Source organism: Streptomyces sp. CC228A (assembly GCF_021390935.1).
In the GTDB taxonomy this organism is placed as follows: domain Bacteria; phylum Actinomycetota; class Actinomycetes; order Streptomycetales; family Streptomycetaceae; genus Streptomyces.
Genome location: NZ_JAJPUI010000001.1, coordinates 187,533 through 202,096 on the forward strand (window position 1 = coordinate 187,533; position 14,564 = coordinate 202,096).

At 76.3% G+C, this 14,564-nt stretch carries 11 protein-coding genes and 2 pseudogenes; 9 read left to right on the forward strand and 4 right to left on the reverse strand.

What is annotated here, in order from left to right; genetic code table 11:
- The first annotated feature begins 53 nt into the window (after positions 1–53).
- From L6E17_RS00840 to L6E17_RS00850, 3 genes are all read left to right on the forward strand, one after another.
- Complete coding sequence (locus tag L6E17_RS00840) at positions 54–767, forward strand: phosphatase PAP2 family protein (RefSeq protein WP_236238872.1); 714 nt, start codon at positions 54–56, stop codon at positions 765–767.
- Entirely contained in the window at positions 743–907 is a 165-nt protein-coding gene (locus L6E17_RS31310) for a phosphatase PAP2 family protein (protein WP_374108971.1), read from the forward strand. Before L6E17_RS00840 ends, L6E17_RS31310 begins: the two co-directional genes overlap by 25 nt.
- A 599-nt stretch (positions 908–1,506) precedes the next feature.
- Positions 1,507–2,139, forward strand: a complete 633-nt coding sequence (locus L6E17_RS00850; RefSeq protein WP_236238873.1) for a TetR/AcrR family transcriptional regulator — start codon at positions 1,507–1,509, stop codon at positions 2,137–2,139.
- Positions 2,140–2,256: 117 nt separating this feature from the next.
- On the opposite strand, the gene L6E17_RS00855 is transcribed toward L6E17_RS00850, so the two are convergent.
- Positions 2,257–3,771 (reverse strand): LVIVD repeat-containing protein, encoded by a 1,515-nt coding sequence (locus L6E17_RS00855; RefSeq protein ID WP_236238874.1) that lies wholly within the window; start codon positions 3,769–3,771, stop codon positions 2,257–2,259.
- A gap of 485 nt (positions 3,772–4,256) precedes the next feature.
- Between L6E17_RS00855 and L6E17_RS00860 the strand changes: the two genes are divergently transcribed.
- The 3 genes and pseudogenes from L6E17_RS00860 to L6E17_RS00870 all read left to right on the forward strand — a co-directional run bounded on the left by L6E17_RS00860 (position 4,257) and on the right by L6E17_RS00870 (position 7,841).
- Positions 4,257–4,928, forward strand: a complete 672-nt coding sequence (locus tag L6E17_RS00860; RefSeq protein WP_236239589.1) for a DUF305 domain-containing protein — start codon at positions 4,257–4,259, stop codon at positions 4,926–4,928.
- 76 nt (positions 4,929–5,004) lie between these two features.
- Positions 5,005–6,343 (forward strand): annotated as a pseudogene (locus L6E17_RS00865) (FAD-dependent oxidoreductase).
- A gap of 409 nt (positions 6,344–6,752) precedes the next feature.
- Complete coding sequence (locus L6E17_RS00870) at positions 6,753–7,841, forward strand: sialidase family protein (protein ID WP_236238875.1); 1,089 nt, start codon at positions 6,753–6,755, stop codon at positions 7,839–7,841.
- 23 nt (positions 7,842–7,864) lie between these two features.
- Here the strand turns inward: L6E17_RS00870 and L6E17_RS00875 are convergent, their stop codons facing one another.
- Positions 7,865–8,542, reverse strand: coding sequence for a uracil-DNA glycosylase (locus L6E17_RS00875; RefSeq protein ID WP_236238876.1), 678 nt, complete (start codon positions 8,540–8,542; stop codon positions 7,865–7,867).
- A 121-nt stretch (positions 8,543–8,663) separates the two neighbouring features.
- Here L6E17_RS00875 and L6E17_RS00880 point away from each other — a divergent pair.
- Positions 8,664–9,682, forward strand: a pseudogene (locus tag L6E17_RS00880) (N-acetylglucosamine kinase).
- Positions 9,683–9,783: 101 nt separating this feature from the next.
- The gene (locus L6E17_RS00885) at positions 9,784–10,704 is read left to right on the forward strand and encodes a sirohydrochlorin chelatase (RefSeq protein ID WP_236238877.1); all 921 of its coding nucleotides are present in this window, start codon (positions 9,784–9,786) and stop codon (positions 10,702–10,704) included.
- A gap of 92 nt (positions 10,705–10,796) precedes the next feature.
- Here the strand turns inward: L6E17_RS00885 and L6E17_RS00890 are convergent, their stop codons facing one another.
- Together L6E17_RS00890 and L6E17_RS00895 are read right to left on the reverse strand one after the other, a co-directional pair.
- The gene (locus L6E17_RS00890) at positions 10,797–11,936 is read right to left on the reverse strand and encodes a lactonase family protein (RefSeq protein WP_236238878.1); all 1,140 of its coding nucleotides are present in this window, start codon (positions 11,934–11,936) and stop codon (positions 10,797–10,799) included.
- A 129-nt stretch (positions 11,937–12,065) separates the two neighbouring features.
- Positions 12,066–13,649 (reverse strand): FUSC family protein, encoded by a 1,584-nt coding sequence (locus L6E17_RS00895; protein ID WP_236238879.1) that lies wholly within the window; start codon positions 13,647–13,649, stop codon positions 12,066–12,068.
- A gap of 340 nt (positions 13,650–13,989) precedes the next feature.
- Here L6E17_RS00895 and L6E17_RS00900 point away from each other — a divergent pair, with 340 nt between their 5' ends.
- Positions 13,990–14,478, forward strand: a complete 489-nt coding sequence (locus tag L6E17_RS00900) for an Lrp/AsnC family transcriptional regulator (RefSeq protein WP_236238880.1) — start codon at positions 13,990–13,992, stop codon at positions 14,476–14,478.
- The last annotated feature ends 86 nt before the right edge of the window (positions 14,479–14,564 follow it).

The window sequence follows — 14,564 nt, forward strand, 5'->3', positions numbered from 1 at the left end:
CCCCGCGTCCGGTGGTGTGTGTGGGCCGGGCGGGACGGTGGAAGATGCGTTCCATGGCGACGTCCACCAGGGAAGCAGCGGTCACCTCCGTCACGTACGTCCCGTCGCGCAGACCGCGCGTCGTCGCCTGGTGGAGCGGTGCCGGCGCCGTGGTGCTCCTCGCGCTGGTCGCGGCCGGATGGGAGCCGCTGACGGCGGCGGACCGGGCCGTGGCGGGCGCCACGCACTCCTCGGCGGTGGACAGCCCGGCGCTGGTGCGGATCAGCCGCGTGCTGACGGACTGGGTGTGGGACCCGTGGACGATGCGCGCCCTCGTCGCGGTCGCGGTCGTGGTCCTGTGGCGGCGCGGGGAGCGGTGGGTGGCGGGCCGCCTGGCCGCGGTGGCGGCGGTGGCCGCGGTGGCGCAGCAGGTGCTGAAGGCGGTGGTGGGGCGGGACCGGCCGCGGTGGCCGGATCCGGTGGACAGCGCCCACTTCGCGGCGTTCCCCTCGGGTCACGCGATGACGGCCGCGGTCACGTGCGGGCTGCTGTGGTGGGCGGCCGCGGTGGTGGGCGGCGGGCGCCCGGGGCCGCGGCGGGCGCCGCCCGGGTGCGGCAGGCGGCGGCCCGCGGCGCGGCACCGGCACGGAGGGCCGCGGTGGCGGGAGCGGCTCCGGTGCGGCGGGCCGCGGCTGCCGCGGCGTCGTCCCTGCGGCGGGCCGCGGGCCGGGTGTCGGCGCGGACGGTCGCGGTCGCGGGTGCGGTGTCGGCGCTCGGCGTGGGGCTGACACGGGTGTACCTGGGCGTGCACTGGCCGACGGACGTGGTGGGCGGCTGGCTGATGGGCGCCTGCCTGGCGGCGGCGGCCGCCGCCGTACCGGTGCGCCTCGCATCGGCGCCGGCCAGGCGGGCGGCCCGGCGGCTCTGAGCCCGCGGGCCCCGCGGCGGCACCGGGCACCGTCCGCCCCCGGCGCGAACCGGCGCTGCCGGGGCACGAACCGGCCCGCCCCGCCTGGTACGCAGCGCCGGAGGCACGACATCCCCACCGGACGCCGAAGAGGTGCGTAGGGGCTGCGGGCGGCGGCCGGTGCCGTCAGCGGTGCCGGCGGGGGCCTGCGCCCCGGGTGCGCGGCACGGGGAATGCGACCGCTTCGCGGACCCGTACGCGCCGCCGTCCGGGCACGGCGTGCAGAGGCCGGCAGCGGCTGTTCCGGGAGGCGTGCGCGGGGCTCGGCCGGGAGCCCCGTGTGCCGGTGAGGGGGCCGCGACCGGCGGGCGGACGGCGGGGCCGCCGCCGTGGCGTGCGCGGTGCGCTGCGCGGGCCGCCTGCCGGTGGGCGGCGGCCGGACGGGGTGCGCCGGTGCCCGACCTCGCGGCGTGGCGGCCCGCGGGCATGCGGACGCCATCCGACCGGACGATCCCCCGCGTCGCCCGGTCGGATGACACCGGCCGCACCGACATGCCGTGCGCGTCGGTGCGGACGCACTGAGTATATTGGCTGGGAGCCAGTCAACGCAGGAGTTAAGCATGTCCCCGCGGAGCGCATCGGTCAATGAAGAGCTCCGCCGACGGTCCCGGGAGCGGCTTCTGCAGGCCACGGTGGACCTGGTGGCGGAGCGCGGGTACGAGGCCACGACACTCGGCGACATCGCGGAGCGCGCCGGCACCGCCCGCGGTCTGGTCTCGTACTACTTCCCCGGCAAGCGGCAGCTCCTCCAGTCGGCGGTGCACCGGCTGATGCACCGGACGCTGGCGGCCGCGCTGGAGCGGGAACCCCGCACGGAGGACGGCCGGGAGCGGCTGGCCAGGGCCATCGACGCGGTGCTCGGCCTCGCCGTGGAGCAGCCCGTGCTGATGCGGACGCACATGGCGGGGATCCTCCAGGCGGAGGGCTTCGTGCAGTGCGAGGACCAGCAGCGGCTCGCGGCCCTGCTGCGCGACACCATGGAGCGGTACGGGTCGCACGACGTCGACACGGACTACCCGCTGCTGCGGGCCCTGCTGATGGGCGCGGTGTTCGCGGTGCTGCTGCCGGGGGCGCCGATGCCGTTCGCGCTGCTGCGGGCGGAGCTGTTCCAGCGGTACGGGCTGGAGTGGGAGCGGGGGTTCCCGCCGGGCGGCGGGCCGGGGGGCCGGCCGCCCGGCGGGACACCCGTCTGACGGTGCCGGGCGGGCGGGGCTGCGGCGGCAGGGGCGGGGCGCGTCGTCGACGGCCCGGCCTCCCGCCGCGCCTGCACTGCTCCCCGCGGGCGGACGGCGCTGCGCCAGGGGCACTCGTCAGCGGTCGAAGTCGTCGAAGTAGTCGGGCTGCGTCTGGACGTTGAGTTCGTGCATGCGGACGCGCTGCGCGGAATCCGTGCGCCGGTCCTCGATCTTGAGCACGTCGAGGCCCTTGCGGATGTCGTTGGAGTAGATGTGGCCGTTGTAGTAGTAGGCGGACCAGGACCCGCCGAGGCCGAGCGTGTCGGTGCTGAGCGGGCCGCGCTCGAAGTAGCCGATCTCCTTGGCGCGGGCGGGGTTCGTGAAGTCGATCACGGAGACGCCGCCCTGGTACCAGGCCTGCACCATGATGTCCCGGCCCTTGACCGGGATGAGCGAGCCGTTGTGCGCGACGCAGTTCTCGGTGTCGGCCTGGTGGCGGTCGATCTTGTAGTAGCCGCGGAAGACCAGCTTGCGCCGATCGCCCTTGCCCCTGATGTCGTAGAAGCCGTCGGCACCGCGGTGCGGGCCGACGCTCTCGTTGCAGGTGGCGCCGACGCCGCCGCCCAGCTCGTCGGTGAACATGACGCGGTTCGCCCGCTGGTTGAAGGTGGCGGAGTGCCAGAAGGCGAAGTTGGTGTTGTCCTGGACCTGGTCGATCACCCTGGGGCGCTCGGGGTCCTCGATGGAGAAGAGGATGCCGTCGCCCATGCAGGCGCCGGCCGCCAGGTCGCGGTGCGGCAGGACAGTGATGTCGTGGCAGCCGGTCGTCTTCGAGACGCCCGGGTTCGCGGGCGCGCCGGGGTTGCCGCCGCCGTCGGGGCCGTCGCCGGGGAAGAGCACGGGGAAGCCGACGACCGCGGCGCGTTCGGGGGCGGAGCGCGGCACCTTGATGACGGAGATGCCGTCGTGCGGCGGTTGGCAGTCGGGGAAGGCCGCGTTCGGGGAGTACGAGGCGACGTACACGTAGACGTTCGCGCGCTGCGGGAGGAGGGTGTGCGTGTGGGAGCCGCAGGCCGTCTCGACGGAGGCGACGTACCGCGGGTTGCGGATGTCGCTGATGTCGAAGACCTTGATGCCCTCCCAGGACGACTTCTCCGTCGCGGACTGGGGGGTGCTCTGGCAGGAGTCGTCGCTGCGGGACGAGTCGGTGGACAGGAACAGCAGGTCGCCGGAGACCGAGATGTCGTTCTGGCCGCCCGGGCACAGGACCTGGGTGACGGTCTCGGGGCGGGCGGGGTCGCTGATGTCGAAGATCTGGAAGCCGTCGTAGTTGCCGGCGAACAGGTACCTGCCCTGGAAGGCCAGGTCGGTGTTGATGCCCTTGACGGAGGTGAGCGGGATGTTGGCGACATGGCGGATGTTGTCGCTGTGGACGACCTCGTCCACGCCGGGGACGGAGCCGCTCGCGATGGCGGCCTCCGTGTCCGCCTGCCGGCGCTGTGATGCCTCCTGCCCGCCGGCCGGGCCGTCTCCGGGGTCGGGGACCGCCGCGGCGGGGCCCGCGGCGAGGAGGGCGGCGATCAGGCCCGCGGCGGCGGTGGCCACGAGCGGGCGTCTGCGCCGCTGCCGAGTGGTGCGCAACAGGGTCATGTGCGACCTCCCTTGTCGGACGTTCGCCGTCCAGGGGGTGAACGGCGCATCGACCAGGGCAGTATGAGCCTGAGCATGGACATCTCAACAGGGGTCGTCAGAGACACCGGGCGCCGGCCGGCGCCCGCCGTACGGAAGCACGCCGAGGACCGTTCCCTTCACCACCACCGACATGGGGGTCTTTCGTGTCGATCCGCAGGACGCACCGCCGCACCTCCGCCCCGGTCGCCGTGGCCGCCGCCGCGGCCCTCGCCCTGACGGGCGCCCTCGCCCTCGCCGCCTGCGACGGGGACTCCCCGCGCGGCGCCGGGGAACCGAGGGCCGCGGCCGGCGGGACGGGTGTGCTGGCACCGGGCAGACCCGGAGAGCCGGCCCGGACGCTGTCGCCCGAGGAAGCCGCCGCGGCGGTGCCCGAGGACACGCCGAACGCGGCGGATTTCTCGTACATGCGGATGATGGTGGTCCATCACCGCCAGGCACTCGTCATGACCGCGCTGGCCCCGGACCGGGCCGCGTCGCAGCAGGTGAAGAACCTGGCGGCGCGGATCGAGGCGGCGCAGGGGCCGGAGATCGCCGCGATGCAGGCATGGCTGGAAACGCACCGCGCGCACGAGGCCGGCGACGGGAGCGGCCCGTCCGCGGGTCCCCGCTCCCCCCACCCGCCGCACACCGCGCACCCGTCGGGTTCGCCTCACGGGGCCCACCCGTCGCATGCGCCTGATGCACCGCAGTCGGCCCACGCATCGCATCCGCCTCACGAAGGACGGTCGGCCCACCCATCGCACCCGGCGCCCGCATCGCCGGCGGCCCGGCCCGAGCATCTGTCACACCCGCCGCACCCGTCCGCGCCCGCATCCGGGGGCGCTCCCGGGCACGGCCCCGGGCGGGCCTCCGGCAGTCCCCGAGGCGAGGCGCCCGGGCACGACCACGGATCCATGCCGGGAATGGCCACGGACGCGCAGCTCAAAGAGCTGGAACGGGCGCGGGGCAAGGCCTTCGACAGGCTGTTCCTCCAGTTGCTGATCACTCACCACGAAGGCGCGGTCGTCATGGCGTCGGAGGTCCTGCGGGACGGCCGCAACACCGCCGTCCAGGAGATGGCCGGCGACGTGATCGCCCAGCAGACCGCGGAGATCCACCGGATGGGCGCGTTGTGACCGGGCGGCATCGGCGGGTCTCCCGCGGTGCCGGTCCCGGTGCGATGCTGGAACCCTCCGTGGAAGGAGCTCCGTCGTGCTGCGTGTCGCCGTGGTCGGTTCCGGCCCCAGCGGGGTCTACACCGCCCAGTCGCTGGTAGAGCAGACGGCCGTGCCGGGCGTCCGGGTGCACGTCCTGGACCGGCTGCCGTGCCCGTACGGCCTGGTGCGGTACGGGGTGGCGCCGGACCACGAGAAGATCAAGACGCTGCAGGGCAGCCTGCGGGCCGTGCTGGAGCACGAGCGGGTGACGTTCGTCGGCAACGTCCCGGTGGGCGGTGGGGCGCTGCCCCCGCACCGGCTGCTGGAGCTGTACCACGCGGTGGTGTACTGCGTGGGCGCGGCCCGGGACCGCAGGCTCGGCATCCCCGGCGAGGACCTGGCGGGCAGCGGTTCGGCGACCGACTTCGTCTCCTGGTACAGCGCCCACCCGGACGCGCCGGCCCTCCCCTTCGGCCTGGACGGGGTGCGGTCCGCCGTGGTGATCGGCGCGGGGAACGTCGCCGTCGACGTGACCCGCGTCCTGGCGCGCGACGCCGAGGAGCTGCGGCCCACCGACGTGCCCGCGGAGGTCCTGGCCGCGTTCGCGGCGAGCCGGGTGCGGGAGGTGCACATGGTGGCCCGCCGGGGGCCGTCGCAGGGCCGCTTCACCACCAAGGAGCTGCGGGAGCTCGGCACGCTGCCGGGGGCCCGGGTCGCGGTGGACCCGGCCGACCTCGCGCCGGACCCGGCGTACGCGGACCCCTCGGGGCTGCCCGCGGTGAACCGGCGGAACGTGGAGGTGATCCGCTCCTGGGCGGAAGCCGGGCCGTCCGGGGCCGCCGACCGGAGCCGCACGATCCGCCTCCGCTTCCACCTGCGCCCCGTGGAGGTCCTCGGCAGGGGCGGCCGGGTGGTGGGCGTCCGGTTCGAGCGGACCGTACCGGACGGGTCCGGCGGGGTGCGGGGCACCGGGGTGTTCGAGGACATCCCCGCCGACCTCGTGCTGCGCGCGGTGGGCTACCGCGGGGCGGCTCCGGAGGGGCTGCCGTTCGACCCGGTGCGGGGCACGGTGCCGCACGCCGCGGGACGGGGCACCGTCGCCCGGGGAGTACGTCGCGGGATGGATCAAGCGCGGGCCGTCCGGGGTGATCGGCACGAACCGGCCGTGCGCCAAGGAGACCGCCGGTTCCGTGCTGGCGGACGCGCACCTGCTGGTGCGCCGCGCGGTCGCCGGCGACCCGCTCGCCGCCCTGCGCTCGTGGGGCCTCGCCCCGGTCGAGTGGGAGGGGTGGCGGTCCATCGAGCAGGCCGAGGCGGAGCTGGGGCGCGCCCTGGGGCGCGGCCCGGTGAAGATCCCCGACTGGCCCGGCCTCCTGGCGGCAGCGCGCGCCTGACACGGTGTGCGGGCGCGGGAGCGGGCGCTTCGCCCGGACACAGCGGACACCGGGAGCGGCGGGGTGACGGAGGACGGGGGCCGCCAGGGGCGACGGACGACGGCGGCACGCGCGGCCCGGGCGGCGGCGACCGGTCCGGCCGGGGCCCTGGCGTACGGCGGGACAGGCGCACCGGAACCCGGGGGCGAGCTGCGGGCGCCCCGGGCCGGGGCCCTGACCGCGGGGTGTCGGGGTGGTCCAGGGCCGCGGCCCTGACGGCGCGGTGAGGGGCGGGCCCGGCCGGGCCCGGTGCGGGGGACGCGCCGGTGCATGGCTGCTGACCTGGGGCGCAGCGGCGTTCCGGGGTGGTGTCAGTGGGTGGGTGCAGACTGGCGGTTGTCCGCGACAACGGCGTCCTGGAGGTCGGGCCATGTCCGATGACGTACTGCTGACCGTAGGCACCCGCAAGGGTCTCTTCCTCGGCCGGAGGCGCGGTGGCGCCTGGGAGTTCGAGGGACCGCACTTCACGGCGCAGGCCGTGTACGCCATCGGGATCGACCTGCGGCGCAGCAGGCCGCGGCTCCTGGTCGGCGGGGACAGCGCGCACTGGGGGCCGTCGGTGTTCCACTCCGACGACCTGGGCGCCACCTGGACCGAGCCCGCCAGGCCCGCCATCCGGTTCCCGCAGGACACCGGCGCCTCACTGGAGCGCGTGTGGCAGCTCCACCCGGCGGGGCCCGCCGCGCCCGGGGTGGTGTACGCGGGGACGGAGCCGGCGGCGCTGTTCCGCTCGGACGACGAAGGGGAGACGTTCACGCTGGTCCGCCCGCTGTGGGAGCACCCCACCCGGTCGCAGTGGCACCCGGGCGGCGGCGGTGAGGCGCTCCACACGGTGGTCACCGACCCCCGGGACCCGGACGTGGTGACGGTGGCGGTGTCGGCGGCGGGGGTGTTCCGCACGGTGGACGGCGGCGCGAGCTGGGAGCCGTCGAACGACGGCGTGTCCGCGGTGTTCCTGCCGGACCGGCACCCGCGGTTCGGGCAGTGCGTGCACAAGATCGCGCAGGACGCCGGCGACCCCGACCGGCTGTACCTGCAGAACCACTGGGGGGTGTACCGCAGCGACGACCACGGCGTGCGGTGGACGGACATCGGGTCCGGGCTGCCGTCGGACTTCGGGTTCGCCGCGGTCGCGCACCCGCACCACTCGGGTGTGGCGTACCTCTTCCCGATCAGCGCCGACTCCGACCGGGTGCCCGCGGAGCGGCGGTGCCGGGTGTTCCGCACGCGGGACGCCGGCGGCAGTTGGGAGGCGCTGACGGCGGGGCTGCCGCAGGGCGATCACTACGGCACGGTGCTGCGGGACGCGATGTGCACCGACGGCGCCGATCCGGCGGGCATCTACTTCGGGAACCGGAACGGGGAGGTGTACGCGAGCGCGGACGACGGCGACACCTGGCAGCTGCTGGCGGAGCACCTGCCGGACGTGCTGTGCGTGCGGGCCGCGGTCGTCGGGTGAGCCCCGGGACCGCTGCCGCCGCGTCAGGGGAGGCGCCAGTCGACCGGCTCGGCTCCCTGGCGCATCAGGAGGTCGTTGGTGCGGCTGAACGGCCGGGAGCCGAAGAAGCCGCGGTCGGCGGACATCGGCGAGGGGTGGGCCGACTCGATCGCCGGGTAGGCGTCGAGGAACGGGCGCAGGTTGCGGGCGTCCCGCCCCCACAGGACCGCGACGAGCGGCTTGCCGCGCGCGGCGAGCGCCTTGATGGCCTGTTCGGTGACCTCCTCCCAGCCCTTCCCGCGGTGTGCGCCCGGCTTGCCGGGAGCGGTGGTGAGGACCCTGTTGAGGAGCAGCACGCCCTGCCGGGTCCAGGGCGTCAGGTCGCCGTTCGAGGGGCGGGGCAGCCCGAGGTCGGTGTGCAGCTCGCGGAAGATGTTCTGCAGGCTGCCGGGGAGGCGCTGCACGTCGGGCGCCACGGCGAAGCTGAGGCCGATCGGATGGCCCGGGGTCGGGTAGGGGTCCTGACCCACGATCAGGACGCGCACCTCGTCGAAGGGCTGCTGGAAGGCGCGCAGGATGTGCTCCCCGGCGGGCAGGTACGTACGGCCGGCCGCGATCTCCTCGCGCAGGAAGCCGCCCATGGCGGAGATGCGTCCCGCCACCGGGCGGAGCGCCTCCGCCCAGCCGGGCTCGACCAGTTGATCCAGGGGTTGTGCTGCCACGGCGCGTCACTCTACCGGTGCAAGGGGATCACTCCCAACCGGTCACGGGGCGGCGGTCAGCGGCCGCCCGGCCGCGGTGCCGGAGCAGGAAGCCGCAGGGGAGCGCGAGGAGGGGACGGACGTGGGAGGAGCGGATCCGGAGGGGCCGTGGCTGCTGGGTGTCGACTCGGGCGGCTCCGGGCTGCGGGTCGCCTTGGGGCGCGCCCCGGGGGCCCTGGCGCTCGGCTGGGCGGACGTGGAGGCCGTGGCGGTGCGGGAGTTCGGCGAGCCCGTGCCGACCGGGCCGGGAGGCATCGACGCGGACCGCCTGCTGGAGCGGGTGGTGCGGGCGGTGCGGGAGCTGTCGGCGGAGGCCGGGGGCGGGGCGACCGTCCTGCCGGTGGCCGCGGCGGTGGGGGCGGCCGGGATGGCGTCGCTCGGCGGTCGGCTGCGGGCCGTGCTGCCGCGCGCGTTGCGTACCGCGCTGGGCGTGCGGCGGCTGGCGCTCGCGTCGGACGCCGTCACCGCGTACGCCGGCGCCGCCGGGCAGCGGTCGGGCGCGGTGGTCGCCGCGGGCACCGGCATGGTGGCGCTGGGCACGGACCTGGCCCGCTGGCGGCGCGTCGATGGCTGGGGGCATCTGCTGGGCGACTGCGGCAGCGGGGCCTGGATCGGCCGCGCCGGTCTGGAGGCGGCGCTGCGCGCCCACGACGGGCGGCGGGGCGGTTCGGGAGCGCTGCTGCGGCGCGCCGAGGGGGTGTTCGGCCGGGCGGCCGGACTGCCCGGGGCGCTGTATCCGCGGCCGGACCGGCCCGCGGTGCTGGCGTCGTTCGCGCCGGAGGTGGCGCGGTGCGCCGCGGAGGACGGCGACCCGGTGGCGGCGGGCGTCCTGACGGAAGCGGCCCGGCACATCGCGGAGTCGGCCTCGGCCGCGCATCCGCCGGGCGGCGGGTGCGTCGCCCTGACGGGGGCCTGTTCAGGGTGGGTGAGCCGCTGCTCGGGCCGGTGCGCGCCGCGTTGGCGGGGCGGCTGCCGGGGGTGCCGGTGGTGGAGGGTGTGCGGGATCCGCTGTCGGGGGCGCTGCTGCTGGCCGGGGCGCTGGCCGCGGGCGCGCTGCTGCTGCCGCGGGAGGAGGGGTTGCTGGACACGTACGAAGACTGACCGGCGATTCGGACAAACGTACCCGGACAAACCGGGTGATAGGTCGCGTGATCGCCCCCTACCGAACGTCGGAGTGGGCGGAACCAGTAGCATGCGGCGCCATGAGCTCCCCCACTGGGCCCGCTTCCGGCCTGCCTGTACGAATGCCGCGACCCCGCCAGTCCGGGCGGCACCGTCGCCCCGAACCCCTGGCGGCGCCCGAGGGCGCGCCCGCACTCGTTCTCGCCGTCCCCGGTGAGCCCTCCGCCGCCGTGCGGGGCCTGGCGGACGAGCTGGTGAGCATCGCGCGCTCTGAGCTGCCCGGCCTGGACGCCGCGGTCGCGTTCCTGGACGGCCACGACGCGGAGTACGCCTCCCTGCCGGCCGTGCTGCAGGAGGCGCAGGCACTGCGGGTCGAGCGGTACGAGCTCGCGCAGGCCGCCGGCCGGGAGGTCGCCGCGCCCGAGGGGCCGGCCGCCGTCGTGGTGCCGCTGCTGGTGGGCCCCGAGCACGCGGTGATGGACCGGATACGGCAGGCGGTCGCCGACAGCGGTGTGCCGGCCGAAGTGACCGACATGCTGGGGCCGCACCCGCTGCTGGCCGAGGCCGTGCACGTGCGGCTCTCCGAGGCGGGTCTCGCCCGGGCCGACCGGGCGCGGCTGTTCACGGTGGCGACGGCCGCCGACGGCATCGTCCTGGCCACGGTGGGCGGTCAGGAGGCGGTGCAGGCCGCCGGGATCACCGGCATGCTGCTGGCCGCGCGGCTCGCGGTGCCGGTGATGGCCGCCGCGCTGGACGAGGACGGCTCGGTGACGGCGGTCGCGGAGCAGCTGCGGGGCGCGGGCTCCGCCCAGCTCGCGCTGGCGCCGTACCTGGTCGGCCCCGAGGCGCCCGCGGCGCTGCTGGACGACGCGGCGAAGGCCGCGGACTGCCCGGTGGCCGAGCCGCTCGGCGCGTACCCGGCGGTCGGCAAGCTGGTGCTGTCGCAGTACATGACTCTGCTGGGACTCTCCCCGCAGCAGGCGGGCGCACCCGTCCGCTGACAGCACACGAAGACCCCCGGCGGCCCGTACGGAACCTCTCCGTGCGGGCCGCACGCATGCCGGGCCGCGTGCGTGGCTGTACGCCCGGCGGGCTATCCGAGAACCACGCAGGTCGCCGCCGGCACGGAGACGGAGCCGGCCGGGGACGGGACGCCCGTGGCCGGGTCGATGTCGAACCAGGTGACGTCGCCGGACCGTTCGTTGGCCACGTACAGGCGACGGCCCCCGGGGTCGACGGTGAGGTCCCGGGGCCAGCGGCCGCCGCAGGGCACGTGGGCCACGGGGGTGAGCCGTTCGCCGTCGCCGTCCACGGCGAGGACCGCGAGGGTGTCGTCGCCGCGCACCGCCGCCCAGACGAACCTGCCGTCGGGGGCGACGGCCACGCCGGACGGGTAGGCCGCGCCGCTCTCCCCGGCGCCGGGCCGTACCGGCACCTCCCCCACCGGGACGAGGGTGCCGCCGCGCGGGTTCCAGCGGCACACGGTGAGTGTCGGCGTGAGCTCGGCGAGGACGTACACATGGCGCCCGGCCGGGTGGAAGGCCAGGTGGCGGGGGCCGCTGCCGGGCCGCAGCGGAGTCCCGCCGCGCGGTGTCAGCGCGCCCGTGGCGGGGTCGAGGGCGTGGACGCGGACGGAGTCGGTACCGAGGTCCACCGCCAGCAGCAGGCGCCCTCCGGGCGCCGGCACGACCTGGTGCGCGTGGGGGCCCGCCTGGCGCTCCGGGTCCGGGCCGCGGCCCTCGTGCTGCACCAGTCCCGACACGCCGCGCAGGGAGCCGCCGGGCCGCACGGAGAGGGCGCTGACGCTGCCGGAGCCGTAGTGCGCGGTCACCACGTGGCCGGAGGCGCAGGCGAGGTGGGTGGGGCCGGAGCCGCCCGAGGGGACGGGCGCGGACAGCAGGCGGGGTACCGGCCCGGAGGTGGTGTCGAACGCGGCGACCGCACCCTCCTCCGTCTCCGACACGGCATACAGCACCGTGCCCTGCGGGGCCAGGGCGAGGAACGACGGATCGGCGACCGCGTCGGTGGTGCCGGTGATCGCGAGGGCGCCGGTGGCGGGGTCGACGGAGGCGGCCGTGACTCCGCGCCCCCCGGCGTGGGTGAACGATCCGATGAAGGCGCGCCCCACCGGAGCGCCGCGCCCGGCCGGGCCGGGCCGCGCCTGCGTGGCGGGCGGTGCCGCCGCGGTGTCCCCGCCGGTCGCGTCCTGACGTCCCTCGTGACGCGTTGCCATCGCGCTGCCCCTCTCGTCGGCCGTGTGTGCGCTGCCTGCGCCCTGCCGCGGGGCAGACGCTAGCAGCTCAGGTCTAGACCAGCTGGGGGTGTGTCGGAAACCCGGGCGGCCGTGCCGTCCGCCGGGGGCTCAGGGGTGGGCCAGCGGCTGGAGGCGCACCGGGCGCTGGAGGGGGTCCTCCAGTCCGACGAGGGCCTGCTCCAGCGCCTTGAGGTGGCGCAGCGCAGGGTGCTCGGCCGCCTGCTCCGCCGCCGCGTCGGCCTCCCGCGGCACCGGCCGAGCGGCAGCGGGCTCCGGTCGGTCCGCGGCCGGGTCCGCGGCGGCGGCCGCCCCGGGCGCCCCGCCTCCGGTGGGAGCGGCCTGCGTGAGGGCCCGCACCGCGGCCTCCACACGCCAGCAGGCGACGGTGAGCCGCACGTCGTGCGAGGCGTCGGCGTCCGCGGCGACGAGCGCCAGGGCCCGCGCCTCGGCCGCGCAGGCGTCGAGGAGCTCCATGACCCGCAGGGCGCGCCGCTTGCGTACGCGCAGCGGGTTCAGGGGGTGGACCAGCGGGGCAAGCGAGAGCCGCACCCGGGCCAGCAGTGCCTCCAGGTCCCGGATGTGCGGGGTCGGGTCGGCCTGCTCGTCGCCCGCCAGGCGTGCGGCCGCCGCGGCGGCGGAGGCGTGCACGCTGTGCAGAGCGCGTCCTATCCAGCCGTTGGTCGTCGCGTCGGTGGTGATCGGCAGCACGAACAGCACCGCGAGCACCGCTCCCGCCATGCCGACGCCGGTCTCCAGCAGCCGCAGCGCCAGCAGCCCCGCGTCGAGCATCCCGAGCAGCCCGTAGAGCAGGCTGGCCATCACCGTCACCGCGAGCATCATCCACGTGTAGGAGACGGGCGCCGCGTAGAAGATGCCGAACACGCACGCCGCGATCAGGACGGCGCTGGGCACGGGCGCCCCGTGCAGCGGGACGGCGACGAGTGCGCCCGCGCCGATGCCGATGAGGGTGCCGAGGAAGCGCCGGAAGCCGCGGACCAGGGTCTCACCGCGGGACGTGGTGTTGACGAAGATCCACCAGGTGGCGCCCACCGCCCAGTACCAGCGCTCGTCCGACAGCATCTGGCCGACGAGCAGGGCGAAGCCTGCGCCGGCCGTGGCCTGGACGGCCTGGCGCGTGGTGACCCGGCGCAGGCCGGTGCCGTCGCCCGGGGCGGGGACGGTGGGCGGCGGCGGAAGGCGGCGCTCGTAGCACCAGGCGCCGAACCGTACGGCCGCGGCGGTGGCCAGCGACAGCAGGACGGCGGCGTACAGCTCCGGCAGCTGCGCGGGCACGGTGCCGAGGAACTGCGTCACGAAGTACGACATGAACGCGAAGACGCCGAGGGCGTGCCCGCGCGGCCCCCAGCGGCGGGCGTAGACGCCGGCGCCGGCGACGGCGAGGAAGGCCGCGTCGCGGGCTGCCGGGTGGTCGTGCAGCACGGCGGCGAGCGCCAGGACCGGCAGGCCGGCGGCCGGCAGCAGGGCGGTGGTGACGGCCTGGCCGCGCACGGTCGGGTCGGTCACGGTGAAGAGCGCGAGCAGCGCGGCGAGGCCGCCGGTGACCGCCGCGACGAGCGAGTGCCCGGCCAGTCCGCACAGGGCCACCGCGAGTCCGATGCCGAGGACCGCCCGGGTCGCGGCACGCAGCCGCAGCCGGCCCGGGTCGGGAGCCGCGAACACCCTCTTGAGCACCTACTACCGCCCCTTCGCATGAGTCCCCCCGGCGCCGTCCGGGCGCGGTCGCGCGCCGCGGCACGGGCCGTGGGAGACGTGGCATGAAAAAGGCGCCGCGGGATCCGCAGCGCCATCGACCCCTCCATAAGACCATCGAGTGACGCGATGGCTCAAGTCGACTCCGATTCACTGGACCATTGGCCCAGCCGTACGCCGTCGGCCCCTGCCGGGACGCGGCCAACGGACCAGTGGCCGGGGCCAGGGGCCGTTGCACCGCCGTTGGTACAGTCGGCGCATCGGAATGCCGACTTCCGGCACGGGCGCGCCGGGCCGGCCGCTGCGGAGGAGAGGACATCCGTTGCCGGTGGACGAGCTGGACACCCGGATCCTGCGGCTGCTCATCGAGCAGCCCCGTACCAGCGTGCGGGAGTACGCCCGCCTCCTGGGCATCGCCCGCGGCACCCTCCAGGCGCGGCTGGACCGGCTGGAGCGGGACGGGGTGATCACCGGGACGGGCCCCTTCCTCTCCCCCGCCGCCCTGGGCCATCCGGTGCTGGCGTTCGTGCACGTCGAGGTCACCCAAGGGCACCTGGACGAGGTCGGTGACGCGCTGGCCGCCGTGCCGGAGATCGTGGAGGCGTGGTCCATCACGGGCGGCGGCGACCTCCTGACCCGGGTGGTGGCCCGGGACAACGAGCACCTGGAGGACGTGATCCAGCAGCTCATCCAGTTGCCGGCGGTCGTCAGGACCCGCACCGAGGTCGCTCTGCGCGAGCGGGTCCCGTACCGGCTGCTGCCCCTGGTCGAGTCGGTCGGCCGCCGCCGAGCCGAACCGCGTCCCCGCTGAGGGCGCGTCGCAGCCCCGCGGAAGCGCGGAGGCGCGGAGGCGCGGAGGCGCGGAGGCGCGGAGGCGCAGACCTCGGCGGGCGAAGG

Excerpts from the sequence above, each read along its gene's own strand:
- L6E17_RS00870 (WP_236238875.1), top strand. The coding sequence starts at position 6,753 with ATGTCCGATGACGTACTGCTGACCGTAGGCACCCGCAAGGGTCTCTTC.
- L6E17_RS00855 (WP_236238874.1), bottom strand. The coding sequence starts at position 3,771 with ATGACCCTGTTGCGCACCACTCGGCAGCGGCGCAGACGCCCGCTCGTG.
- L6E17_RS00860 (WP_236239589.1), top strand. The coding sequence starts at position 4,257 with ATGACCGCGCTGGCCCCGGACCGGGCCGCGTCGCAGCAGGTGAAGAAC.
- L6E17_RS00840 (WP_236238872.1), top strand. The coding sequence starts at position 54 with ATGGCGACGTCCACCAGGGAAGCAGCGGTCACCTCCGTCACGTACGTC.
- L6E17_RS00850 (WP_236238873.1), top strand. The coding sequence starts at position 1,507 with ATGTCCCCGCGGAGCGCATCGGTCAATGAAGAGCTCCGCCGACGGTCC.
- L6E17_RS00885 (WP_236238877.1), top strand. The coding sequence starts at position 9,784 with ATGAGCTCCCCCACTGGGCCCGCTTCCGGCCTGCCTGTACGAATGCCG.
- L6E17_RS00890 (WP_236238878.1), bottom strand. The coding sequence starts at position 11,936 with ATGGCAACGCGTCACGAGGGACGTCAGGACGCGACCGGCGGGGACACC.